Source organism: Halovulum sp. GXIMD14793 (assembly GCF_054457435.1).
In genome coordinates this window covers 1-22,908 of sequence record NZ_JBTLNE010000047.1, presented here as the reverse complement: position 1 = coordinate 22,908, position 22,908 = coordinate 1, and the positions used below count along the sequence as shown (strand labels likewise).

17 protein-coding genes are annotated in these 22,908 nt (G+C 58.2%); 10 read left to right on the top strand and 7 right to left on the bottom strand.

Going from position 1 to position 22,908, the window contains the following annotated elements; all coding sequences use genetic code 11:
- The 7 genes from ntrC to hflX all read left to right on the top strand — a co-directional run bounded on the left by ntrC (window position 1) and on the right by hflX (window position 9,683).
- Window positions 1-1,428: a nitrogen regulation protein NR(I) gene (gene ntrC, locus ACW9UQ_RS13615; protein WP_458931567.1), complete on the top strand. Its 1,428-nt coding sequence runs from the start codon at window positions 1-3 to the stop codon at window positions 1,426-1,428.
- A 56-nt stretch (window positions 1,429-1,484) separates the two neighbouring features.
- Window positions 1,485-3,728 (top strand): sensor histidine kinase NtrY-like, encoded by a 2,244-nt coding sequence (locus ACW9UQ_RS13610; protein ID WP_458931566.1) that lies wholly within the window; start codon window positions 1,485-1,487, stop codon window positions 3,726-3,728.
- A 13-nt stretch (window positions 3,729-3,741) separates the two neighbouring features.
- A complete protein-coding gene (ntrX, locus tag ACW9UQ_RS13605) occupies window positions 3,742-5,154 on the top strand; it encodes a nitrogen assimilation response regulator NtrX (RefSeq protein WP_458931565.1) in 1,413 nt (470 codons plus the stop codon).
- Window positions 5,151-6,527, top strand: a complete 1,377-nt coding sequence (gene trkA / locus ACW9UQ_RS13600; protein ID WP_458931564.1) for a Trk system potassium transporter TrkA — start codon at window positions 5,151-5,153, stop codon at window positions 6,525-6,527. The genes ntrX and trkA overlap by 4 nt, the downstream gene beginning before the upstream one ends.
- A complete protein-coding gene (locus ACW9UQ_RS13595; protein ID WP_458931563.1) occupies window positions 6,528-8,039 on the top strand; it encodes a TrkH family potassium uptake protein in 1,512 nt (503 codons plus the stop codon).
- A 134-nt stretch (window positions 8,040-8,173) separates the two neighbouring features.
- Window positions 8,174-8,413: an RNA chaperone Hfq gene (gene hfq, locus ACW9UQ_RS13590; RefSeq protein ID WP_458931562.1), complete on the top strand. Its 240-nt coding sequence runs from the start codon at window positions 8,174-8,176 to the stop codon at window positions 8,411-8,413.
- Window positions 8,391-9,683: a GTPase HflX gene (gene hflX, locus ACW9UQ_RS13585; RefSeq protein WP_458931561.1), complete on the top strand. Its 1,293-nt coding sequence runs from the start codon at window positions 8,391-8,393 to the stop codon at window positions 9,681-9,683. Before hfq ends, hflX begins: the two co-directional genes overlap by 23 nt.
- Here the strand turns inward: hflX and miaA are convergent.
- The 6 genes from miaA to ACW9UQ_RS13555 form a co-directional block, all read right to left on the bottom strand.
- The gene (gene miaA, locus ACW9UQ_RS13580; protein ID WP_458931560.1) at window positions 9,672-10,583 is read right to left on the bottom strand and encodes a tRNA (adenosine(37)-N6)-dimethylallyltransferase MiaA; all 912 of its coding nucleotides are present in this window, start codon (window positions 10,581-10,583) and stop codon (window positions 9,672-9,674) included. The two genes, hflX and miaA, sit on opposite strands and share 12 nt — an antisense overlap.
- A gap of 394 nt (window positions 10,584-10,977) precedes the next feature.
- The gene (blaOXA, locus tag ACW9UQ_RS13575; RefSeq protein ID WP_458931559.1) at window positions 10,978-11,787 is read right to left on the bottom strand and encodes a class D beta-lactamase; all 810 of its coding nucleotides are present in this window, start codon (window positions 11,785-11,787) and stop codon (window positions 10,978-10,980) included.
- Between the two features lie 192 nt (window positions 11,788-11,979).
- Window positions 11,980-12,318 (bottom strand): hypothetical protein, encoded by a 339-nt coding sequence (locus tag ACW9UQ_RS13570; RefSeq protein WP_458931558.1) that lies wholly within the window; start codon window positions 12,316-12,318, stop codon window positions 11,980-11,982.
- 7 nt (window positions 12,319-12,325) lie between these two features.
- Window positions 12,326-12,562, bottom strand: coding sequence for a hypothetical protein (locus ACW9UQ_RS13565; protein ID WP_458931557.1), 237 nt, complete (start codon window positions 12,560-12,562; stop codon window positions 12,326-12,328).
- Complete coding sequence (locus tag ACW9UQ_RS13560; RefSeq protein WP_458931556.1) at window positions 12,562-16,269, bottom strand: efflux RND transporter permease subunit; 3,708 nt, start codon at window positions 16,267-16,269, stop codon at window positions 12,562-12,564. The genes ACW9UQ_RS13565 and ACW9UQ_RS13560 overlap by 1 nt, the downstream gene beginning before the upstream one ends.
- Window positions 16,266-17,378, bottom strand: a complete 1,113-nt coding sequence (locus ACW9UQ_RS13555; RefSeq protein ID WP_458931555.1) for an efflux RND transporter periplasmic adaptor subunit — start codon at window positions 17,376-17,378, stop codon at window positions 16,266-16,268. The genes ACW9UQ_RS13560 and ACW9UQ_RS13555 overlap by 4 nt, the downstream gene beginning before the upstream one ends.
- Before the next feature lie 273 nt (window positions 17,379-17,651).
- Here ACW9UQ_RS13555 and ACW9UQ_RS13550 point away from each other — a divergent pair, with 273 nt between their 5' ends.
- From ACW9UQ_RS13550 to der, 3 genes are read left to right on the top strand one after another with little or no spacing between them, the layout of a single operon-like run.
- Window positions 17,652-18,335: a hypothetical protein gene (locus ACW9UQ_RS13550; RefSeq protein ID WP_458931554.1), complete on the top strand. Its 684-nt coding sequence runs from the start codon at window positions 17,652-17,654 to the stop codon at window positions 18,333-18,335.
- A 6-nt stretch (window positions 18,336-18,341) separates the two neighbouring features.
- Window positions 18,342-19,649, top strand: a complete 1,308-nt coding sequence (locus tag ACW9UQ_RS13545) for an outer membrane protein assembly factor BamB family protein (protein WP_458931553.1) — start codon at window positions 18,342-18,344, stop codon at window positions 19,647-19,649.
- A 48-nt stretch (window positions 19,650-19,697) separates the two neighbouring features.
- Complete coding sequence (der, locus tag ACW9UQ_RS13540; RefSeq protein ID WP_458931552.1) at window positions 19,698-21,146, top strand: ribosome biogenesis GTPase Der; 1,449 nt, start codon at window positions 19,698-19,700, stop codon at window positions 21,144-21,146.
- A gap of 732 nt (window positions 21,147-21,878) precedes the next feature.
- Here the strand turns inward: der and ACW9UQ_RS13535 are convergent.
- A complete protein-coding gene (locus ACW9UQ_RS13535) occupies window positions 21,879-22,337 on the bottom strand; it encodes a DUF6194 family protein (protein ID WP_458931551.1) in 459 nt (152 codons plus the stop codon).
- Between the last annotated feature and the right edge of the window lie 571 nt (window positions 22,338-22,908).

The window sequence follows — 22,908 nt, the reverse complement described above, 5'->3', positions numbered from 1 at the left end:
ATGGAAGGCACCATTATCGTCGCCGATGACGACCGCACAATCCGCACCGTTCTAAGCCAGGCGCTGACACGCGCTGGGGCGCGGGTGCGCTCCACCGGGGCGGTCTCGACTTTATGGCGCTGGATTGAGGAGGGGGAGGGCGATGTCGTTGTCACGGATGTCATGATGCCCGATGGCGACACGCTGGACCTGTTGCCTGCGATCCGAAAGAAACGCCCCGATCTGCCGGTGATCGTGATGTCCGCGCAAAACACGGTGATGACGGCGATCCGTGCGACCGAAGCGGGGGCCTATGAATATGTGCCAAAGCCCTTCGATCTGCGCGAGGTTCTAAGCCTTGTGAACAAAGTGCTAAGCCGTGGCACAGGTCCGACAGCCGCCGAGCAGCCCGCCATGGATGAACAAAAGCTGCCGCTGATTGGCCGATCCGCCGCCATGCAGGATGTCTATCGCATCATGGCGCGGTTGATGACCACCGATCTGGGGATCATGATTTCAGGCGAAAGCGGCACAGGCAAGGAACTGGTCGCGCGCGCCTTACATGATTTCGGCACGCGCAAGCGGGGGCGGTTTGTGGCGCTGAACATGGCTGCAATGCCCCATGACATGATAGAGGCAGAGCTGTTCGGCTCGGAACGCAATCCCGAGAGTGAGGGGAAATTCGCGCAGGCTAATGGCGGCACCCTGTTCCTGGATGAGGTGGGCGATATGCCACTGGATGCCCAGACGGGCCTGCTGCGGGTGCTGCAGGACGGTGAGTTCACCAAGATCGGGGGCAGGGCGGTTCAGCGGGCCGACGCGCGCATCATTGCCGCCACGCATCAAGATTTGCGCCAACTGGTCAATGAAGGCCGCTTTCGCGAGGATCTGTTCTATCGGCTGAACATCGTCCCGATCCGCCTGCCATCCCTGCGCGACCGCTTGGATGATATTCCTGACCTGGCGCGGCATTTCCTGCGTCAGGCCGAACTTGAAGGGTTACCGGGGCGTACGATCTCGAAAAAGGCGCTAGATATTTTGGGTAAGATGGATTGGCCCGGCAATGTGCGTGAGCTTGAGAATTTCATGCGCCGTCTGGCGGTGCTTTGCGCGGATGATATTATCTCGGCCCTGATGATCCAGCAGGAGGTGCAGGCGCGGCCATCCTCGGTCAGCGCTGGCGCGCCGGATCAGAACCAGAAACTGGGTCAGGCCATCGAGGCCCATCTGCGCCGCTACTTCGATCTGCATGGGGATTCGCTGCCGCCCGCTGGGCTTTATGACCGGATTATCAAAGAAGTTGAGCTGCCCCTGATTGCCCTATCACTGTCAGCAACGCGGGGTAACCAATTGAAAACGGCAGACCTTTTGGGAATCAATCGGAACACGCTGCGCAAAAAGATTAACGACCTCGACATTACAGTGACACGTGGCAAAAAAATGATGTAAGATTGCCACAGTAACGAAGCAGTCACAGGCCTGTCGCGCAGTTGCAACACAACGTGATGACCCAACTCTGGATCAAGGCCGGAGAGGCGCTGAAGAGAAGAAGCGTCCGCAATGCCTTGACTCTGATCCTGGTGGTGCTGGGGCCGGTTCTGGCCCTTATAACCGCCTTTGCCGTTGGTGCCGTGGATAACATATCCTCCACCGCGCTTCGCACGGTGTTGCTGACTGACTTTGTCTATGTGGTGGTGATTGCCGGGCTGATTGCGCGCCGCATCAGTGCCATAGTGATGGCGCGCAGGCGCAACTCAGCCGGGTCCAACCTGCACCTTCGCTTGACCGGTATCTTTGCCATCATTGCGATGATCCCGACCATTCTGGTGGCGGTCTTTGCCACCGTGTCCGTGAATTTCGGGCTTGAGGGATGGTTTTCCGAGCGGGTGCAAAACGTGGTTGGAAACTCTCTGGAGGCCGCACAGGCCTATGAGGCGGAACATCGGTTCAACCTTGCCTCGGACGCGCGCATCCTTGCGAATTTCCTGAATGTTCAGAAGCAGCGCGATCCGTTGATTTCGGGCGGCGAACTGCGCGAATTGCTGAACCGCGGTCAGGTTCAGATGCAGCGCGAATTACCTGAGGCTTATATTATTGACAGCGCACTTGCCCTGAGGGCGCGGGGGGAGCGGAGCTATCTGTTCGACTATGAACCCCCCAGCTATGACGCGCTGGAACGCGCCCGGAATGGCGAAACGGTGATCATCGAGGACGGCGATCATGACGAGTTCCGCGCCCTGATCCAACTGAGTGCGTTTGCTGATCGCTATCTTTATGTCACCCGTGACGTGGACGGTGAAATCCTGTCACTTCTGGACGAAACCAAGGAAACCGTCGGCCTTTACCAACAGATGGAGCGGGACAGGGGCCGGCTGTTGTTTGAGTTTGCCTTGGTCTATCTGGGCTTTGCATTGATCGTGATACTTGCGGCCATCTGGCTGGGCCTTTGGTTTGCAGAGCGTTTGACGCGCCCCGTCGCACGTCTGGCCGGTGCTGCGCGGCGTGTGGGTGAGGGCGATCTGGATGTGCAGGTGCGTGAGGAACCGGGTGATGATGAGTTCGCCACCCTGTCGCGTGTTTTCAACACCATGACCCGTCAGGTGAAGGGGCAACGCGACGCTTTGGTCGATGCAAATACCCAAACTGAACGCCGCCGCCGATTGTTCGATTCCATCCTGTCTGGTGTCACCGCCGGGGTCATCGGGTTGGATGCGGATGGCCGGATCGAGATGGTGAATGCCGCGGCCAAACAACTGCTGTCATTGGATGAGGTTGAACCGTCGCGCGTGCATCTGGAACAGGCGGTGCCTGAGTTTTCCGACCTGTTTTCTAAGCTTGAAAAAAGCGTGACCGGCGTCAGCCAGGGAGAGGTCCGTCTGCTGCGCGGGCGGTCCGAGGAAACTCTGCTGGTGCGTATGTCGGCGCGTCTTGGGGATGATGGCAAGCTTGAGGGGTATGTTGTGACCTTCGACGATGTCTCAGACCTTGTTACAGCACAGCGCATGGCGGCCTGGGGCGATGTCGCGCGCCGCATCGCGCATGAGATCAAAAACCCGCTAACCCCGATCCAACTGTCCGCCGAACGCCTGCGCCGCAAATTTGGGCCTGTCGTGGGGGATGAGCGTGAGGCTCTTGAGCAGTATTCCGATGTCATCATTCGACAGACCGGCGATCTGCGGCGGATTGTGGATGAGTTCTCCAAATTCGCCCGTATGCCTGCGCCGGAAATGAAAATCTCGGATATTCAGCAGCTGATCCGCGATGCCGTGCATCTGCAACAGGCGGGGCGTGGCGACATCACGTATACACTTGAGGCTCCGGATCGGCCCATCGACGCGCTGATTGATGAGACCCTGATAGGTCAGGCGCTGACCAATTTGATGAAGAATGCGGCGGAAGCCATTGATTCTGTTTTGGAAGAGCCGCCTAGTGGCTACAAGCCAGAGATCCGTATTATAGTCACGGATGTCGATGGTGCCTTGCTGATCCAAATTCAGGATAATGGTCGCGGCCTGCCGGAACAGCGCAGCCGCCTGTTTGAACCTTATGTAACACATCGCGACAAGGGCACCGGTTTGGGTCTGTCGATTGTAAAAAAGATCATCGAAGAGCATTCGGGGAAACTCGAATTGATGGATGCCCCTGCCTTTCGGGAAGGGGCGCGCGCCGGAGCAGAGGCGCGGGTTTTGCTGCCCGTTGGCACGGGTGGTGTTTTGAACGAAACCGAGGCAAAGGCCATCGTGGCCTGAAACGAGGGTAGATATGGGCGATATACTGGTTGTGGATGATGAGCGGGATATCCGCGAACTGATCGGGGATATTCTGCGCGATGAAGGGCACGCGGTTCGGCTGGCAGGGGACAGCGACACCGCGATGAAAGAGATTAATCTGGACGCGCCGGATTTGATCATTCTGGATATCTGGCTGAAAGACAGCAAGATGGATGGGATTGATATCCTCAAGACCGTGAAACGGGACAATCCCGAAGTTCCTGTGGTGATTATCTCGGGCCATGGCAACATTGAGATTGCCGTCGCCGCGATCAAGCAGGGGGCGTATGATTTCATTGAGAAGCCGTTCAATATCGATCAGCTGATGGTCGTGATCGGGCGTGCGATGGAAACCGCGCGTTTGCGGCGGGAAAACGCGTCGCTTCGGGTGCAGGACGGGGCGGAAACTCAGATGATCGGGGCTTCCAACGCCATGAAGGCGCTGCGATCGCAGCTGGATAAGGTTGCTAAAGGCAATGGCCGCGTGATGTTGACCGGTCCGGCTGGGTCCGGCAAGGAAGTCGCCGCACGTTATCTGCATCAGCATTCAGATCGTGAGTCAGGGCCCTTTATTACGGTGTCTTCGGCGACGATCGAGCCAGAGCGGATGGAAGAGGTGCTGTTCGGTCGCGTCTCGGATGACCGGGGGCATGAACAGGGCCTGTTCGAGCAGGCCCATGGTGGCATCCTGTTTTTCGACGAGGTGGCAGATATGCCGCCCGTCACCCAGTCGAAAATCCTGCGCGTGCTGGTGGATCAGAGCTTTCAGCGCACCGGGTCAAATGACATGGTCCGCGTCGATGTCCGCGTTCTGTCGGCCACTAATCGCGATCTGAAGGCCGAGGTTGAGGCGGGACATTTCCGCGAGGAACTGTATCATCGCTTGAACGTCGTGCCGATTGAGGTGCCGCCTTTGGATTCGCGCCGCGATGATATCCCGGATCTGGCCGCGCATTTCATCAAGGACCTTAACCAGCAGCAGGGCTTGCCGCAGCGCCGCATGACCCTGGACGCAGAGGCGCATCTGCAGACAATGAACTGGCCCGGCAATATCCGCCAGTTGCGTAACACGCTGGAACGCTGCCTGATTATGGGACCGGATACCGGCAATATCGAAGCCTCGGAGTTTCCGTCAGAAATTGCGGCACCGACACCCGAGAATGTCGGCTCTCTGATCTCGGCCACCTATGCCGGGATGCCGCTGCGCGAGGCGCGTGAGATGTTCGAGCGGGAATATCTGGTGGCCCAGATCAACCGGTTCGGCGGCAACATTTCCCGCACGGCGAATTTTGTGGGCATGGAACGCTCTGCCTTGCACCGCAAGCTGAAATCGCTCAACGTCATTACCACAGCGCGGTCCGGAGCCCGGATCGCGGATGAAGGGGAAACAGGCGACGCAGCATGAAAGTGATTATCTGTGGCGGCGGGCAGGTCGGCGGCCAGTTGGCGCGCCACCTTGCGACCGAGGGCAATGACGTTACGGTCATTGACCGCAATACGGAATTGATCCGCCGCCTCACCGATACGTTGGATGTCTCTGGCATCACCGGTTTTGCCTCGCACCCGGATGTGCTGGCCCGGGCCGGGGCCGATGATGCTGATATGATCATCGCGGCGACCCAATTGGACGAGGTAAACATGGTCACCTGCCAGGTGGCCCATTCGGTGTTTTCGGTGCCGAGCAAGGTCGCGCGGCTGCGGGCGCGATCGTATCTCGAAGCGATCTATTCCGATCTCTATCGTCGCGACCACATGCCGATTGATGTGGTCATCTCGCCCGAGCACGAGGTCGCCGAGGCGACGCTTCAGCGCCTGACAGCACCTGCGGCCTTCGATACCGAGAAGTTTCTGGATGGCGCGGCCCAGCTGGTCGGCATCGCGATCGACGAGGATTGCCCGGTGATCCACACACCGCTGCGGCAATTGACCGAGTTGTTTTCGACACTCAAGGCCATTGTCGTCGGTATCCGCCGCGAAAAGCGCCTGTTTGTGCCAAGTTCGACCGATCAGATTTATGCCGGGGATGAGATCTATGTGTGTGCGGCCACGGATGATGTGCCGCGCACGATGGAGATTTTTGGCAAAACCAGCGCCAAGGTGGAGCGGATCATCATCATCGGTGGCGGTAATGTCGGGCTGGGGGTTGCCCAGGCGCTGGAAAAATCGCCCGATAAGCCCCGTGTGCGCCTGATCGAAAAGGACCGCAATGTCGCCGAAGCCGCCGCCGATACGCTGAGCCGGTCTATCGTTTTGCATGGCGACGGGCTGGATGCTGAGTTGCTGAAGGAAGCCGGGCTTGAAACAGCAGGGGCCGTTCTGGCCCTGACCGATGATGACAAAACCAATCTGCTAAGCTGTGCGCGGGCTAAATCTGAAGGCTGCGGTCTGGTTGTGGCCCTGATCAATGACCCATCCATGTCGGCGCTGATGGCGCCGCTGAATATCGATGCCTTGGTCAATCCGCGGGCGACAACCGTCTCTTCGATCCTGCGCCATATCCGTCATGGGCGCATTCAGGGGGTCTATTCCGTTGGTGACGCCGAGGCTGAGATTCTGGAGGCTCAGGTTTTGGGCACCTCGGCCATTTCGGGCAAGCTCATGCGCGAGGTTGACTGGCCCGAGGGGGCGCTGGTGGGCATGATCCTCAAGAAAGGCAAAGTGATCCTGCCCAGCGGCGATACCCGCATAGAAGAGGGCGACCGCCTGACCGTCTTTGCCCTGTCCGAGCGTGTGGCAGAGGTCGAGAGCCTGTTTCAGGTCAGCATCGATTTCTTCTGAATGGCGCGCCTGTTCCTCAGCCTGCCGCTGCCCATTGCATTGATGCTGCTGTTTGCGGTGTTGATGTTTATCCCGGCGGCACATGCTTTGCGGATATCCGATTTCGCCTCAGCCCGGACCTTTTGGTATCATGGGCTGTTCTTCATCATCATATCGGTGATTTTCGGGCTGGCGCTGGCCAACCGAAAGCGCCGGTCCGGAGGCAGCCGGCAACTGGCCTCGCTGTTGCTGTGCTATCTGATTTTGCCGGTGATGATGGCGATGCCCGTCGCGCATCTGGTGCCCTGGATCACGTTCTCTCAGGCGTATTTCGAGATGCTGTCCTGTCTGACCACCACAGGGTCGACTTTGTTCAGCACCCCAGAGGCTCTGCCGGACCCTATCCATACCTGGCGCGCAGTGGTCGGTTGGGGTGGGGGACTGTTTATCCTGTCGGCTGCGGTCGCCATTCTGGAGCCTTTGAAACTGGGCGGCTTTGAAATTCAGGCAAGCCTTGGCACAGGCGGAAAGCAGCGGGGGCTGGGCAGTGGCGGTGATGCGGACCACCACGCATTGTTAAGGGCAGGGCGTATCATTGCCGTTCCCTACGCCGCGCTGACCCTTGCGCTTATGGTGGCCCTTGTAAGCGCTGGCGACCGGGCCTTTGTCGCGATGATCCACGCCATGTCGGTGATGTCTACCTCGGGCATTACGCCGCTGTCAGAACCCTATATGGCGGCAAGCGGGCGCATCGGGGAAATCCTGATCTTCGGTTTTCTGTTCTTCGCAGTGTCGCGGCGACCGCTCGTTTCGTCGCTGAAGGCAGGGTTTGTGACCCGGCGTGGGCTTGATCCAGAGTTCAAGATCGCGCTGGCCTGTGTCGTCGTGGTGCCAGCCATTCTGTTCGCCCGCCATTTCGTCGCCGCCCTTGAGGTCAGTCAGGAACAGAACATCACCACAGCCCTGCGCGCGCTTTGGGGGGGCATGTTCAATGTCCTGTCATTCCTGACCACAATGGGCTTTGAAAGCGGTGACTGGGATGCGGCGCGCAATTGGACCGGGCTGGGCGCGCCGGGGCTGATCCTGCTGACGCTGTGCGTCATGGGCGGCGGGATCGCAACGACGGCAGGCGGGGTGAAACTGCTGCGGGTCTATGCGCTTTACAAACATGGTCGGCGTGAGATGGGACGCCTGATCTATCCGCACTCTGTTGGCGGGGCGGGTATGACCGCACGGCAATTCCGGCGCGAGGGCGCACGGATCGCCTGGATTTTTTTGATGATGTTTCTGTTCAGCATAGCGTTTGTTCTGCTGGCCCTGACGGCACTGGATATCCGGTTTGACGCGGCTTTTGCATTGGCTGTTGCGACCCTGACCAATACCGGACCGGCCGCGGATCTGCTGGGGGAAACCGGTGCTTTGCTTAATATTGATGGTGCGACCCAAGCCGTTCTGTGTGCGGCAATGATCCTTGGACGTCTGGAGACGCTGGTGGTGATCGCCCTATTCAATCCCGGTTATTGGCGCAAATAACACCAATTTATCACCCTCTGTTCACTTTTTTCCCCGGTTTTCACTGGAAATTCGTGTCCGGCGGTCCCATAACGTGAATAACAACAACAATAGAGCCGCGTTTGGGCGGCTTTACAAAACTTAAGGCTGATAGAATGGCTGCCGACAAACAGAACCTGCAAGATGCTTTCCTGAACAATGTTCGCAAAGCGAAAATCCCTGTGACCATCTTTCTGGTCAATGGTGTGAAGCTTCAGGGCGTGATCACCTGGTTCGATAATTTCTGTGTGCTTCTGCGCCGGGACGGTCAGTCCCAGCTGGTTTACAAGCATGCGATCTCGACGATCATGCCATCACAGCCCGTGTCCCTCTATGAGGGCGAGGATCAAGCCTGACTTGAAAACACTTGTCCTGCATCCTGATCTGGGCCGCAGCGAAAGCCGCCGCAGCCCTGATCTTGCATTGGAAGAAGCCGTCTCTCTGACTGAGGCCTTGCCGGAGTTGGAGGTCGTCGCGTCTTTTGTCGTGCCTGTAAACGCGCCCAAGGCCGGAACGTTATTTGGGACCGGTAAGGTGAATGAGATCAAGGTGCTATGCGCTGATCTTGAAGCGGGTCTTGTGATCATTGACGGCCCCGTGTCACCGATCCAGCAGCGCAATCTGGAAAAGTTCTGGAAGGTCAAGATATTGGACCGGACCGGGCTGATCCTTGAGATTTTCGGTGATCGCGCCCAGACACGCGAAGGGGTGTTGCAGGTCGATCTGGCGCATCTGATCTATCAGAAATCACGTCTGGTCCGCAGTTGGACACACTTGGAGCGCCAGCGCGGCGCGCTTGGATTTGTTGGCGGCCCCGGTGAAACCCAGATCGAGGCTGACCGGCGCGCCATCGCCGAACAGATCACCCGCATCCGGCGGCAATTGTCCAAGGTGGTCAAAACCCGCGAATTGCATCGTGCCGCGCGCAAGAAGGTGCCGTTCCCGATTGTCGCGCTTGTCGGCTACACCAACGCTGGGAAATCGAGCCTGTTCAATCGCTTGACCGGTGCCGATGTGGTGGCCAAGGATATGCTGTTCGCAACACTTGACCCGACCATGCGCCGTGTTGCGCTGCCCTCGGGGCGTGAGGTTATTCTGACGGACACGGTTGGTTTTATCTCGGACCTGCCGAAACAACTGGTCGCCGCCTTCCGCGCCACGCTGGAGGAGGTTTTGGATGCCGATCTGGTGGTTCATGTCCGCGATATCTCGCACCCCGAAACGGAGGTGCAGGCCGAAGACGTGCTCGATATCCTTGAGACACTGGGGCTGGGCGAAGCGGTTCAGGGCAGCATGATCGAGGTACATAACAAACTGGATTTGCTGTCGCCGGATCAGGCCAAAGCGGTCCTCAATGCGGCCGACCGTGACCCGCAAAAGATCGCGCTTTCCGCATTGTCAGGGCAGGGCATGGACGCGCTTTGCGAAGCGATTGATGTGTCTCTGGCGGAGCCGACAACGCAGGAAACCGTCGATCTTGGCTTTGCGGAAGGCCGGATGCGGTCCTGGCTCTTCGAACATGATCTGGTGCAGTCCGAACATCAGGACGAAACCGGCTATCATCTGTCTGTTGCCTGGACAACCAAGCAACGCAATCAGTTTCAAGACTTCCGTTCAGGTCATTGAAATAATACGGTTTACTGTGGCCTGATCTAACTTCGACGCCTCAATCTCCTGCCAGTCAGCCATGCGCGACCGGAACCAGGTTCGCTGCCGTTTCGCATATTGACGCGTTGCGATCTTGCCCTGTTCAATCGCCGCCTCCAGCGTCATCTGGCCTTGCAGATAGCGGATCATCTCGGGCCCGCCCAAAGCGCGGGACGAGGGGCGTTCGGGGTCCCAGCCTTGCAGATTGGCACGGCATTCCTCCAGTGCGCCTTCGTCGATCATCTGATCGAACCGGGTCTCGATACGCGGTGTCAGCCAGTCAGGCGGGGCCATCAGCTTTAGCCGCAGCGCATCCTGGGGTGGGACCAGCGGCGGGCCGGTCTGATCCTGCCAATCTGACAGCGCACGGCCGGTGGCGCGGTGTACCTCCCACGCGCGTTGCAGACGCATGGGGTTTTGTGTGTCGATCCGGGTCAGGATCACGGGATCATGCGGCGCTAGGTAGCTTAGAAATCCCTCAGCCCCTGCGCTGCGCCGCAATGCGTCGCCTTCCAGCCTGATATCGCCCGGCACCTCCGGCACCTGGGCCAGACCGTTGGTCAGCGCGGTAAAATAAAGCCCCGTGCCGCCGACAATGATATGCGGTCCGGGCGCGGCCAGCAGGGGGGCGATATCGCGCAACCAGGCGCCGACAGAATAGGTGGTTTCGCGCGCGACATGCCCGTACAGGCGATGCGGCGCGATCTGCAGGTCTGACTCTGGCGGTCGGGAGGTTAGAATCCGCCAGTTGGCATAAACCTGCAGCGCGTCTGCATTGATGATATCGGCCCCAATATGCCGGGCCAAGGCCAGCGCCAGACCCGACTTACCCGAGGCAGTCGGTCCGGCGATGCAGATGATCATTTTCTCGCGTGTCATTGCGCCACGATGCGACCTATGCCGCCGGTCGTCAATTCGGGGATCGGTTTCATCCATTTGCTATCAAAGCGTCTTGGTCGCTGCGAAGCCCTATGGAGTTTCCAACAAGTAAGCCCCATGATCTATCGTTACCGCTGCCTGCCGTCAGTTCTGTCACTGACTGCCGGATCTGCGTTTGCTGGCCTCTACCGTCAGCTACGCACTGGACAAGATCGGAGGTTTGGTTACTGCCGAGGATGGCATCATGTGGTGTCCACCGACAGTAACAGCGTTGATGATCATTCCGGTGAAACGATGTTCTTCAAGGCTGGAACGGCCGAGTAAGTCTTGTTCGAAAATAGAAAGCCCCGCCAGTCTGGCGGGGCCTTCTGCTCACTTTTTACGCCTTAGCGTGTCAATAAACTCCAAGCTCTGCAAGTAAGGCTTTTGCTAAGACAATACGTTTCGCGGCATCATCCCGATGTCGAATGTCGATATTGAGCGCGAATGTAGTCAGATCGCCATCACGTTCCACCCATCCGACAAACCACCCGATGTCAGGGTCGGGATATGTGGTCCAGCCGGTCTTGCCATAGAGAACTGCTGTCCCTTTGGCCTCTAGGCGGATGATATCGCGGACTATCGCCTGGTTCTCAGGGCTTGCAGGCAGATTTCCGGTGGCGAGCTTGCTGAGAAAATACGCATACTCGGTGGCGCTGACTTTCAGCGGACCGGTTAACCAGAACATCTCCACATCGCTTCCGACCTGTTGATTCCCGAAGCCATACATTTTCAAGTATTTTTCATAGCGCGGTAGGCCGACGCGCCGTGCGATTTCCTGAAACACCGGAACGTTCGAGATGCTGATGCCATCACGTAAGGACATATCCGCCTCCCATTCTTCGATGGGTTGGGGCTTGCTGCCGTAGGGAACAATCTCATTCTCATCGGCTACGACACCGGTTTCCAGCGCGATCAGACTGTTGACGATCTTGAAGGTCGAGGCTGGGATATAGCGGTGTTCAGCGCGTGTAGAATTGACCACTGTCAGCTGGTTTTCAGCAACGTTGAACGAGGCGAACCCGCCGTTAACACTTTGCTGGTCAAACACCGTCTGGAGGTCATCGCGGTGAACGATCTCCTGTGCGGATAGGGGGAGAGCAAAAACCGCCGAAAGCAGAGTATGAGCAATCAAGGCTGTGCGCCGATAGAAACTGTTTTGCATTGTTCGAATCCCATACAAGCAAGTCGTTCTGATCGTATTGTCAAAAACACATCATCAATAGATAGACAACGTGACGTTCCGCTGCGGATGACGGTTGTTGAGCCCATATCCGAATGATCAACGGTCTATGCTAATCAACTTTCAAGGTATCTCAACATACCCCAGCGTTGCGGGTCGGCAGATCTTTGCGCCTCAGAATGAGATAATCTGAAGCCAGGCATCTGCGTCATTCATCATCAGATAAACAGCGCATTGGTCATCTGGACAGACCGTGCCCGGCCCCAAACTGGTGTCTGTGCGATAGAGACGCAACGTGTCGGTCTTGGCTGGCTCTGCGCCGAAAGCCTCGATCACGGCGCTGGCGAACCAGTCTCTGTCGCTCAGGTCAGCCGGGGCCATCTTGCGCTCTGCCGCAGTCTTAAGCCGTGCGATGTCTGAGGTTTGCAGGGTCCAGATTGCTGCTGGATCGCCAAAAGGCAGGACGGCGGCCTCATATTTCGCCGCGTCGAGAGATACGTTGGGTGTCGACAATGTTTCGTTAAAGCGTTTCGGGATAAACCTGAGCCAAAGGATTATCCCGAAACGCAGTGATAAGCCTATATGGCGTACGCGTTTCGATTTTATGTGAGGTCTCAAGGTAAACTCGAAACGCTTTAAGAAAGACACGGGCGGCGTGGTCCAGACGTGTGCGGATCAGGGCAGGGTGCAGGACTATCGCTGAAAGTACCGCCGCTGCGGCCAGCCCCAAGACACCGATAACCGTCCTCCGGTTCATCACTCTGCCGCTTTTGGTTTCCCGGCAAAGATCGGGTGCCGCAGGCGGAGCGGGGGTATTTCGTGTTCCCATTGAACGTCTTGCGCCGGGCGGCGTTTGGCAGCGCGTGCAAGGCGCAGATCGCGGGCTGCTTTGCCATTGCGTCCGCTGCCGATGGCCAGCAGGCGTATTCCAAAGCCATATGCCCCCTTCGTTGCCCAGACTCGCACGGCCAGCAGGGCTGGGGTGACAACAAGGGTCAGGACCGTTGCCAGGCCAAGGCCGAAGACAACGGCTGTGGCCAGCTGCTTCCACCACAGCGAGGTTGGCGCGTCGATGGTAAAGCCGCCATTCACGAAATCGACCGACAGGCCGAACATCATCGGAGCCAGCCCGGCCATTGTGGTGATGGTGGTCAACAGAACCGGGCGGATGCGGGCCTCGGCCGTGCGGGTGATCGCCTCGATCCGTGGCATATAGCGGCTGAATTCCTGATAGGTATCAATCAGCACGATGTTGTTGTTCACAACGATGCCTGCCAGCGCGACAATCCCGGTTCCGGTCATAATGATTGAGAATGGCTGTTCCATCACAAGCATCCCGATCAGACAGCCGGTGACCGACAGAACCACGGCTGTCAGCACCAGAATGGAATTGTATACCGAGTTGAACTGCGCCAGCAGAATGATGAACATCAGGCCCAGGGCACCCGTAAACGCGGTCATCAGGAATGCGCCGCTCTCTTCCTGATCCTTCTGGTCGCCGGTCCATTCCCAGCTGACGGTCGAGGGCAGGGGGGTCGTCTCCTCCAGCCATTCTGTCAGGGCGGCGATACGTTCGTTCGGATTGACCACAGCCTGTTTCCAGCTGCCATCGGCCAGACGAGCCTGCCAGACCTCATCTGTTTCCAGATCTTTGGCAGGCAAAAACTCGACCTTCGGCTCAACCGCAGGTGCGTCTTCCTCAGCGGAATTGGTGTTTTCCTCGATCACCTCGGTCAGCTTGACCATATCGTCGACGATATTTGCCTTCACGTCGAAATAGCGCTGGCCATCCGTGCGTTCGATCTGTCCCAGCTTGCGAACCGGTTGCCGGGAGATGAAGTTTGACAGCGGCACCAACCCCTCGCGGGTGCGCACGCGCAAGGTATCAAGGGTGGCAAGGATCCGGTCCTCTTCGGGCAGGCGGACCCGGATGTCGATTTCTTCGTCCGAACTGTCAACGCGCATTGTGTCCACGGTCAGACCGCGCGTGACCAGCTGCACCATGGCCCCGACAGTTGCCACATCGGCGCCAAAACGTCCTGCGGTTTCAACATCGACATCAATCTGCCAGTCGATGCCGGGCAGGGGCAGGGTGTTCTCAACCTCTTTCAAAAGCGGATCAGCCTCAAATCTCTTTTGAATGAGGGCGGTGGCTGCTTGCAAGTCTTCCCAGTTGCTTGATTTCAGACGCAGATGTAGGGGTTTGCCGCTGGCGGGTCCCATGGCCTGTTCTGAGATTTCGGCCTGAATGCCGGGGACATTCGCCAGTTGGCGGTTGATCTCGTTCAGAATGTAGCCGCCGCGGCCTTTCTCCCCCAGAGCATACCGTTCCTGCCAGCCATCCAGTTCGATCTGCACCTGTCCAACGGCATCTTTCGGGGCCTCTGCGCCGCCTGAATTCTGGTTCAGACCGCCAGACCCAGCAAACGCAAACACCGACTCGACGCCGGGGACATTGACGATGATCTCTTCGACCTGACGGACATAGGCGTCCTTTTCCGCAAGGCTGAGATTGCCCCGGGCACGGACATAGGCGATGGCGCGCTCTGGCTCAGTTTCGACAAAAAACTCAACACCGTAGTTGTTTTCGCCAAAATAGGAAAACACCGACATTACAAAGCCGATGACCAAACCGACCGAGACAAAGGGCATGATCGGATTGCCGGCGATAAAGTGAATGATGCGGCCGAAACGGCTGCGTTTGTAGCCCGCCTTTCCCACAGCCTCACGCCGCTGCGGCATCAGCGAGGCGCCCAGCACGGACAAGGCCAGCCATGCCGCGATCAGCCCCAAAAGGCCAAGCATCAGATAGGATCCGCGCTGTACCAGCTCGCCATCGGGTCCCGGGGCCATCGGGCCACCCGGAAGGAACATGTAGAGAAAGGCGTAAAAGACACCGATGGCAGGGCCGATGGCCAAAATAGCCCGCAAGATCCACGGCACCCGGCGGCGCAATCCATCCGATATATGATGAATTGTCCGCGACATCCGACCTGCGACGCCGCCGATCACCGGCAGAAAAATCAAGGCAACGACCAGCGATGCGGACAGAACAAAGATCAGGGTCACAGGCAGGTTGCCCATGAACTCGCCCGGAATACCCGGCCAGAACAGCATGGGCAGGAACGCGCAAAGCGTGGTCGCGGTTGAGGATACGATTGGCCAGAACATGCGTTTTGCAGCGTGGCGATAGGCTGTCATCGGACCGATGCCGCGCTGGATCTCTTTATCCGCATATTCCACGACAACGATGGCCCCATCGACCAGCATACCGACCGCAAGGATCAGCCCGAACATAACGATGTTCGAAATCGCCATGCCAAAGACCGACAGGAGCGCAAAGCAAAGCAGGAACGAGGTCGGGATCGCAAACCCGACCAGCAGGGCCGAGCGGATACCGAGCGAGCCCAGAACCACGATCATCACCAGCGCAATCGCCGTCAGGACTGAGGCCTCAAGCTGGCTGACCATGCTGTCCACCTCGACCGAGGTATCCATCGAGAAATCCACCCGGATCGCATCACGCAATTCCTGCGGCCATTCTTCAACCGCAGCGGTCACGGTCTCGCGTACAATCTGGGAGGTCTGAATAACGTTGAATCCCTTACGCTTGACCACCTGCAGCGCGACCGTGGGGTCCTGATTGTAGCGGGCGGTGCCGCTGCGATCCTCGAAGGTCAGTCTTATATCGGCCAGATCGCCCAGCGTTATGACCCGGTCACCATTGGTTTTGACCGGCAGGGCATAGACATCTAAAACGTCATCAAACGCAGACGGGATCTTGACCGAGAACGAGCCGCTTTCACCCTTGATCTCACCGGCGGCAATCAGGCGGTTGTTGTTGACAACGACATTGATCAATTCACCTGCGGTGACGTTGTAGCTTTCCAGTTTCAGGGGGTCGATCACCACTTCTACCATTTCGTCCCGATGCCCGGCCAGACCGGCCTCCAGCACTGCTTCGAGTCCCTCTACCTCGTCCTGCAGCTCCTTTGCGACCCGCAGCAAGGTACGCTCAGGCACCGCACCGGACAGCGATACGACCAGGATTGGAAACTCCGAGAAGTTGATCTCGTTGATGGAGTATTGCTCTGCGCCGTTGGGAAATTCCGCCTCGGCCTGACTGACCTTGTCGCGGACATCGGCAATCGTTTTGCCCTTGTCCCAGCCAAACTCGAACTCAAGCAGGACACCGCCATAGCCTTCGGAGGCGTTGGCGTTGATGGTTTTCAGGCCGTCAAGATCGCGCAGCTTGGTTTCCAGCGGTTTGACGATCAGCTTTTCGCTGTCCTCTGCCGAGATGCCGGGGAAGGGCACCGAAACGAAGAGGATCGGTACGTCGATATCCGGCTCCCCCTCTTTTGGCAGCCCAACATAGGACATCACCCCTGCCGCGATCGACAGGACCACCATCGCGATGATCATGCGGGCGTGGCTGGAGGCCCAGTCGACCAAACCTGTCATTGGTTGACCTCGTCTTCATAGGTCACCCGGATCGGGCTGCCTTCGGTGACGAAATCCTGACCCACGACAATGACTTCGACCGTCTCTGGCAGACCGGCAACCCAAATGCCGCTGGCCATATCGCGGATAACACTGACCGGCGTGAACCCCGTGACGCCGTTTTCGTTGATGCGTACGCCCAACTGCCCCTCATTATTCAGGGTCAGGGCGGATTGCGGCAGGAAATGCCCGATCCCGCCGGAAAGGGCGATCAAGATATCGGCGCTGAGCCCATCACGGATGGAGGTATCGGGGTTCGGCACCTCAACCTCGACCCGGAACGTCCGTGTCAGCGGATCCGCGGCGCGCGAAATGAAGGTCACCCTGCCCAGAATTTCGCGCCCAGTGCTCAGCCGCGCGCCAGCCTCGGAGCCAAGCGAAAGCTTTTCAACATCGGTTTCCGGCACAAAGCCGACGATGTGGATCGGGTTCAGCGTGATCAATGTTGCGCAGGGCGCGCCGGGTTGCAGCAAGGTGCCGAGTTCCGCCGTATCGCTCTCCAGAACACCGGCAAAAGGGGCCTGAATGGTCAGGCGGTCAATTTCCTTCTCGGCCTGCGACACCATCGCTTGCGCCGCCTCAAGGGCCGCAGCTGAAGAAATTGCGGCGGTTTCGGACGACACACCGCGCTCGGCAAGTTTTTGCGCAGTTCTGTTCTTGTTTTCCGCATCAACAAGCCGCGCTTTGGCCTCCGCAAGCGAGGCTTCGCGCGTACCGGTATCAAGGTGGCACAGAACGTCCCCCTCGGCCACGCTGGCTCCTTTTCGGATCGCCTCCGAGACCACCAGACCGCTGGTTTCTGCCCGAACCTCAATATTGCGTGCAGCCTCAGTCCTGCCGCTGAGTTTCAGCCCGCTTTCCACCGTTTCAGCAACCGAGCGACGGACAACGACCGAAACACCCTCAGGTTTGGGGTTATTTTCCTCGGTTGTGGGAGCCTCATCCGCCAGTTCCTCTTCAGGAACCTCAAGATAAGTCATGGCAAAAGCGCGCAACTCGTCGCGCTTCATGATCGCCCCAAACAATGCTGTCGCCACAAGACTGGCAGTCAGGATCGGCATCAATCGCATTTTATGGTCCAATCAGCCAAAGGTTCCGCGCAGACGGTCAAAGGACATCACACACCACCAGCACGTCCGGTACTTCATCTCAACTGACAAGTTGCGAGCCCCGCAACAAAAGTCAATTTCGGCTCAAGTAAGCAGTTCTTACTAGGACTTCAAGCCAAAGCTTAAAATTTCCGGTGGTTTGTGACAGTGCTGCCGGTTCTTGGGGGGAATGCGACTTGGCATCCGGTCACGCCCCGGTTTATGGTCCGGCAGGTTTTTGGCAGGAGTGATGTTGTGTCAGAGAATGATTCCTTTCTCGACGAGGTAACCGAAGAGGTTCGCCGGGATCGGCTTTTTAAGGTCCTGAAGAAATATTCATGGCTGGTGGCCGGTGTTTTGATCCTGATTATCGGCGGATCGGGCCTGAATGAATATCTGAAGCATCGCGCACAGGCCGCCGCCGAGGAACGGGGCGATGCCATCATTCTGGCGCTACAGCTGGAAGAGCCGAAAGACCGGGTAACGGCCTTTGAGACGCTGCTGCCAAATGCAGCAGAGACCGCACCTCTGGTCCGGTTTCAGCTGGCTGCGGCGCATGAACAGAACAAGGATCGCGAAAAGGCAATCGGTGTCCTGCGCGATCTGGCGCTGGATACCGGTCTGTCGCAGACATGGCGTGATACGGCACGGCTGAAGATGGCCATGCTCGGCGGCGATGCGCTGCCCGAGGATGAGCGGTCTGCAATCCTGGAACAGTTGTCCGTGCCGGGCCACCCATTGCAGTCTCTGGCGATGGAACAGCGCGCCCTGGCCCAACTGCAGGCGGGTGAGGCCGACGCTGCGATAAGCACGTTTCAAGACATCCTTGAGCTTGACGGTATACTGCTTGGCGTGCAGCAGCGCGCCCGGCAAATGCTGACCGCATTGGGCAGTGAGCCCCGTGCGCCCGAAAACACTGATGACACTGCGAACGGCTGATCTCAGATGATGTACCTTTTCCCGAACCGCCTTCGCGTTGTTGCCCTTGTTGCGCTGAGCCTCACCGCCTGTTCCGAGCGCGAGGTTATCCTGCCCGGAGAGCGCGAGCCGATCCGTCCGGTTGAGGCCACACAAGAAACAACCGGCGAGGTGCCGAACATCGCCATTCCGGCGGCGCGTCGCAATGCCAATTGGACCCATCTTCAGGGCAACCAAACACATATGTTGGGCAATGTTGTCCTGTCCGCCAGTCCGTCACGCCGCTGGTCGGCGTCGATCGGGGCGGGCAGCGGACGGCGCACGCGGATCACGGCGGCCCCGATTGTGGCGGATGGCCGTATCTTTACGCTGGATGCAAGCGCGAATGTTGCAGCGGTCAGCACCGCAGGCCGCGTGTTGTGGACCACGGGTGTGACCCGTGAGGGTGAGCGCGCGCCTGAGGGGTTTGGCGGCGGGCTGGCCTATGATGCTGGCGCTTTGATTGCGACAACCGGCTTTGGCGAGGTACTGCGGCTTGACCCGACAAGCGGTGAAATACTGTGGCGGCAATCGGTTGATGCGACCATTCGGTCTGCCCCGGCTGTGGCGGATGACAGGGTTGTGGTCGTTGCCCGTAACGACATCGCTTATGGGCTTGATCTGGAAACCGGTGCGCTGGACTGGCGCGTGCAAGGGGCCGGTCTTGGGGCCGGTCTGCTGGGTGGTGCAAGCCCGGCCATTCGCGGCCCTGTGGCGGTGATCCCGTTCCAGTCGGGTGAGGTGGTGGCTGTGCTGACACGCTCGGGTCGCCGGGTATGGTCGGCGGCGATTACCGGCGGGCGGCGCGAACTGGTACGCTCTAACATCAAGGATATCTCCGGCGATCCGGTGGTTGATTTCGATCTGGTCTACGCGGCCAGCCAATCCGGACGTCTGGTCCAGCTTGACCGCCGCTCGGGCGAGCGGCTCTGGACGCATCGTGATGGGGCCTACAGCCCAGCGGTGCCTGTTGGCGGTTCGGTCTTCATCGTGTCGGATATCGGCCAGCTTGTGCGGATCGATGCCGAGACCGGGCAGGCGATCTGGCGCACGGATCTACCAGAATGGACCAACCCCAGCCGCAAGCGCGAGGCGATCCCGCATTTCGGTCCGATCCTGGCGGGTGGGCGGCTTTGGGTGGCCTCCGGCGATGGCAAATTGCGCAGCTTTGATCCCCGCACCGGCAAGGCCGCGGGCGAGGTGGATTTGCCTGGCGGGGCGGCCTCTTTGCCGGCGGTGGCTGATGGCGTGATGTATATTGTCTCGCGCAACGGATCATTGCACGCTTTCCAATAGGCCCGCGATCCGTTAGGAGGCGGGCTTCACAAACCCCGTGGAACGCGCATGAGCTTTACACTTGCCATTGTCGGCCGCCCCAATGTCGGCAAGTCGACCCTGTTCAACCGTTTGGTCGGTAAACAACTGGCGCTGGTCGATGACCAGCCCGGTGTGACCCGTGATCTGCGCGAAGGCGCGGCACGGCTGGGCAAGCTGCGCTTCACCGTCATCGACACAGCCGGGCTGGAGGATGCCATCGATGACAGCCTGCCGGGCCGGATGCGTAAACTGACGGAACGCGCGGTGGACATGGCCGATATCTGCCTGTTCATGATCGACGCGCGTGTCGGCGTGACCCCTACCGATCAGGCCCTGGCCGAGATTCTGCGCAAACGGGCCGCCCACGTTATCCTTGCCGCCAACAAGGCCGAGGGAAAAGCGGGGGAGGGGGGATTTTACGAGGCGTTCTCGCTCGGCCTTGGCGATCCTTTACAACTCTCTGCGGCGCATGGCGAAGGTCTCGAAGACCTGTATCGTGTTCTTGAGCCTTTGGCGGAGCAACACGCGCTGAATGCACCCATGACAGAGATCACGTTGGACAACAGCGTGGACGAAGACGGCAATGCGGCAGAAGTTCCCGATGATAAGCCGGTTCAGATCGCCGTTGTTGGACGCCCAAACGCCGGAAAATCCACACTAGTCAACAAGATACTGGGCGAAGACCGCCTGCTGACCGGCCCCGAGGCAGGGATCACCCGCGACTCTATCGCTGTTTCACTGAGCTGGGGGCAGCGTCCGTTCCGCATCTTTGACACCGCCGGGATGCGCAAGAAGGCTAAGGTGCAGGAAAAGCTGGAGAAACTGTCGGTTTCCGACGGTCTGCGCGCCGTAAAATTCGCCGAGGTCGTGGTCGTGCTGCTGGATGTTCAGGTACCATTTGAACAACAGGATCTGCGGATTGCTGATTTGGCGGAACGTGAGGGCAGGGCGGTCGTCATTGCGGTGAATAAGTGGGACCTTGAGGAGAATAAATCCGGTAAAGCTAAAGAGTTGCGCGAGGAATTTGCGCGGCTTCTGCCGCAGTTGAAAGGCGCGCCGGTGGTCATGGTCTCGGCCGTTACGGGCCGCGGGTTGGACCAGTTGCGGGATGCGATCCTCGAGGCCTATGCTGTCTGGAACACCCGTATTTCAACCGCAAGGCTGAACAAATGGCTGGCCGGAGAGGTCGAAATGCACCCGCCACCCGCGCCCGGCGGTCGCCGGATCAAGCTGCGCTACATGACGCAGGTCAAAACCCGTCCGCCCAGCTTTGCGCTGTTTTGCTCGATCCCGGATGCGCTGCCGGACTCGTACCGCCGGTATCTGGTCAACGGCCTGCGCCGCGACTTCGACATGCCCGGCACACCGATCCGCCTGATGCTGCGTTCGGGCGATAATCCATACAAAAACAAGAAAGAGCGCTCCGTAACCAAACTGGACAAGCACCTGAAACCCAGAAAGTGGCCAAAGCGGTAGAAGACTACGGTTATGCTGAGATATCGATTATGGGTTTTTATTTTGGTTGCCGCAATTATCGGCGCGGCCGTTTTTGCTTTGGTAGGCAGTGCGGCCTTCCTTGATGCCCAACTCCGGTGTCCCGGCATTCAATGCTCCGATGCGCAAGGGTCTATCTGGTTGGGCGGGGGCCTGTTTGTCGTGTGTGCCGTAGTTGCCTGGCTTGCAGGGAGCTATCTATCTGTTGATTCACGTTGAAGTGCAATAACCCGTTCCGTCATCATATCCCACTTGGCTATGCTTCCAACATTCAAAGGGTAAGCAAAGCCTGACAGGGCGGAGATCTCATATATCGCAGACCTGGCTGGCTTTGCGGGGGCAGGGGAAGCAGACTTTAGAGCGCTATGCGGCGAATGACGGTTTGCGCCGTTTTTGTGGAAAAACAACGTGTTGCTAAAGCGTTTCGAGTTTACCTTGAGACATCGCATAAAATCGAAACGCGTACACCCTATCGGCTTATCACTGCGTTTCGGGATAAGCTTGTGTCTTAGGTTTATCCCGAAACGCTTTAGCGCACTAAGAGGGGCGCTGCACGGGTCGCAAACACCTTTCTGATCAGGTTTTTCGTGTTTGCTGCGGTGCAGGAAAAACCTTGGCCAGTTTGCGGAGGTTCTGGGCGATTGCTGCGACGCGGCTAATGTCGGCTTGATCCGACGAACAAAATTATCTCGTCTCTCAAGAACGTGGCGGTAGCTAGCCGTCACTCGTGGGGCGCCTATACCTTATTGCGGCTAGCTCATATGCCTCGAGCATGAGCGGCCTGATTGTCGCGAAGGTGCTTGAACTCGGATTGAGCACACACACCCAGTGCATCGAGGCGTAGACGGGATGGGGCATCAGGCGATCGAGTGCCGTGAAGTCATGTCCTGTATCCACAAATGGCTTGCTCCAATCAGCTTTAGGCGGAGTGCCAAAACTCTCTTCGTAGGTTTGGCTCGCAACGCTGATATTCAGTCGGTAGATACCCTCGCGGCTGAGGTTTGAAGCAGAGTCTTGCTTGTCGGTTGTCATCAGGGTTGCGAACGGCATGCGGCGTTCAGGAACGGTGGCACAATCAGGATCATAAAACCAATAAAGATCGTAACCGTCTTCGGTCGTTACAAGTCCGGAAAGGTTTTGATCTATCCATACGCGGATTTCGTCTCTGGTCATGGATGCTCCCAAATGTTGGTGATAGCAGAAGTCCACTTTACTCAATGAAGTGGTATCAAGCTGTGTCGGATGAAATCGAAATTGCTTCTGGCGGATAAGGTGGCAAGGGTTGGCCGATTCTTATAAAGCTGTTCTGTTTTTCCTTCCTTTGAATAGGTAAACCTATAGATTGTTTCATGGCTGAAAGATTCAGATGAAGGTAACAACGGCCCATTTGACAACTTCATGCAACATACTGTTTTTATACAGAAGTTGCACTTCGTTTGTGACTCCACTATCACGCTGTTGCAACCATCCAGAAATGTCACCGGGTGTGCAAAGCAGGAATGTCACCAAAAGCGATGACGGTAGCAAAGCCTGACAGGGCGGAGACCTCACACATCGCAGCTCTGGCTGGCTTTGCGGGGCAGGGGGAGCGGACGTTCGCACTCACAGCAGCGAAAGTTCCAGAAGATGAAGATTTTCTGATGCGGGCCAGGGTGCGCGGTTTCGGCTTGGCCTGAGTGTGGTCCGCGTTGGAAAATCTCTCAGGGAGGAAGCTGCGGGGGCTGGGCGGTGTCTATGGGGAAAG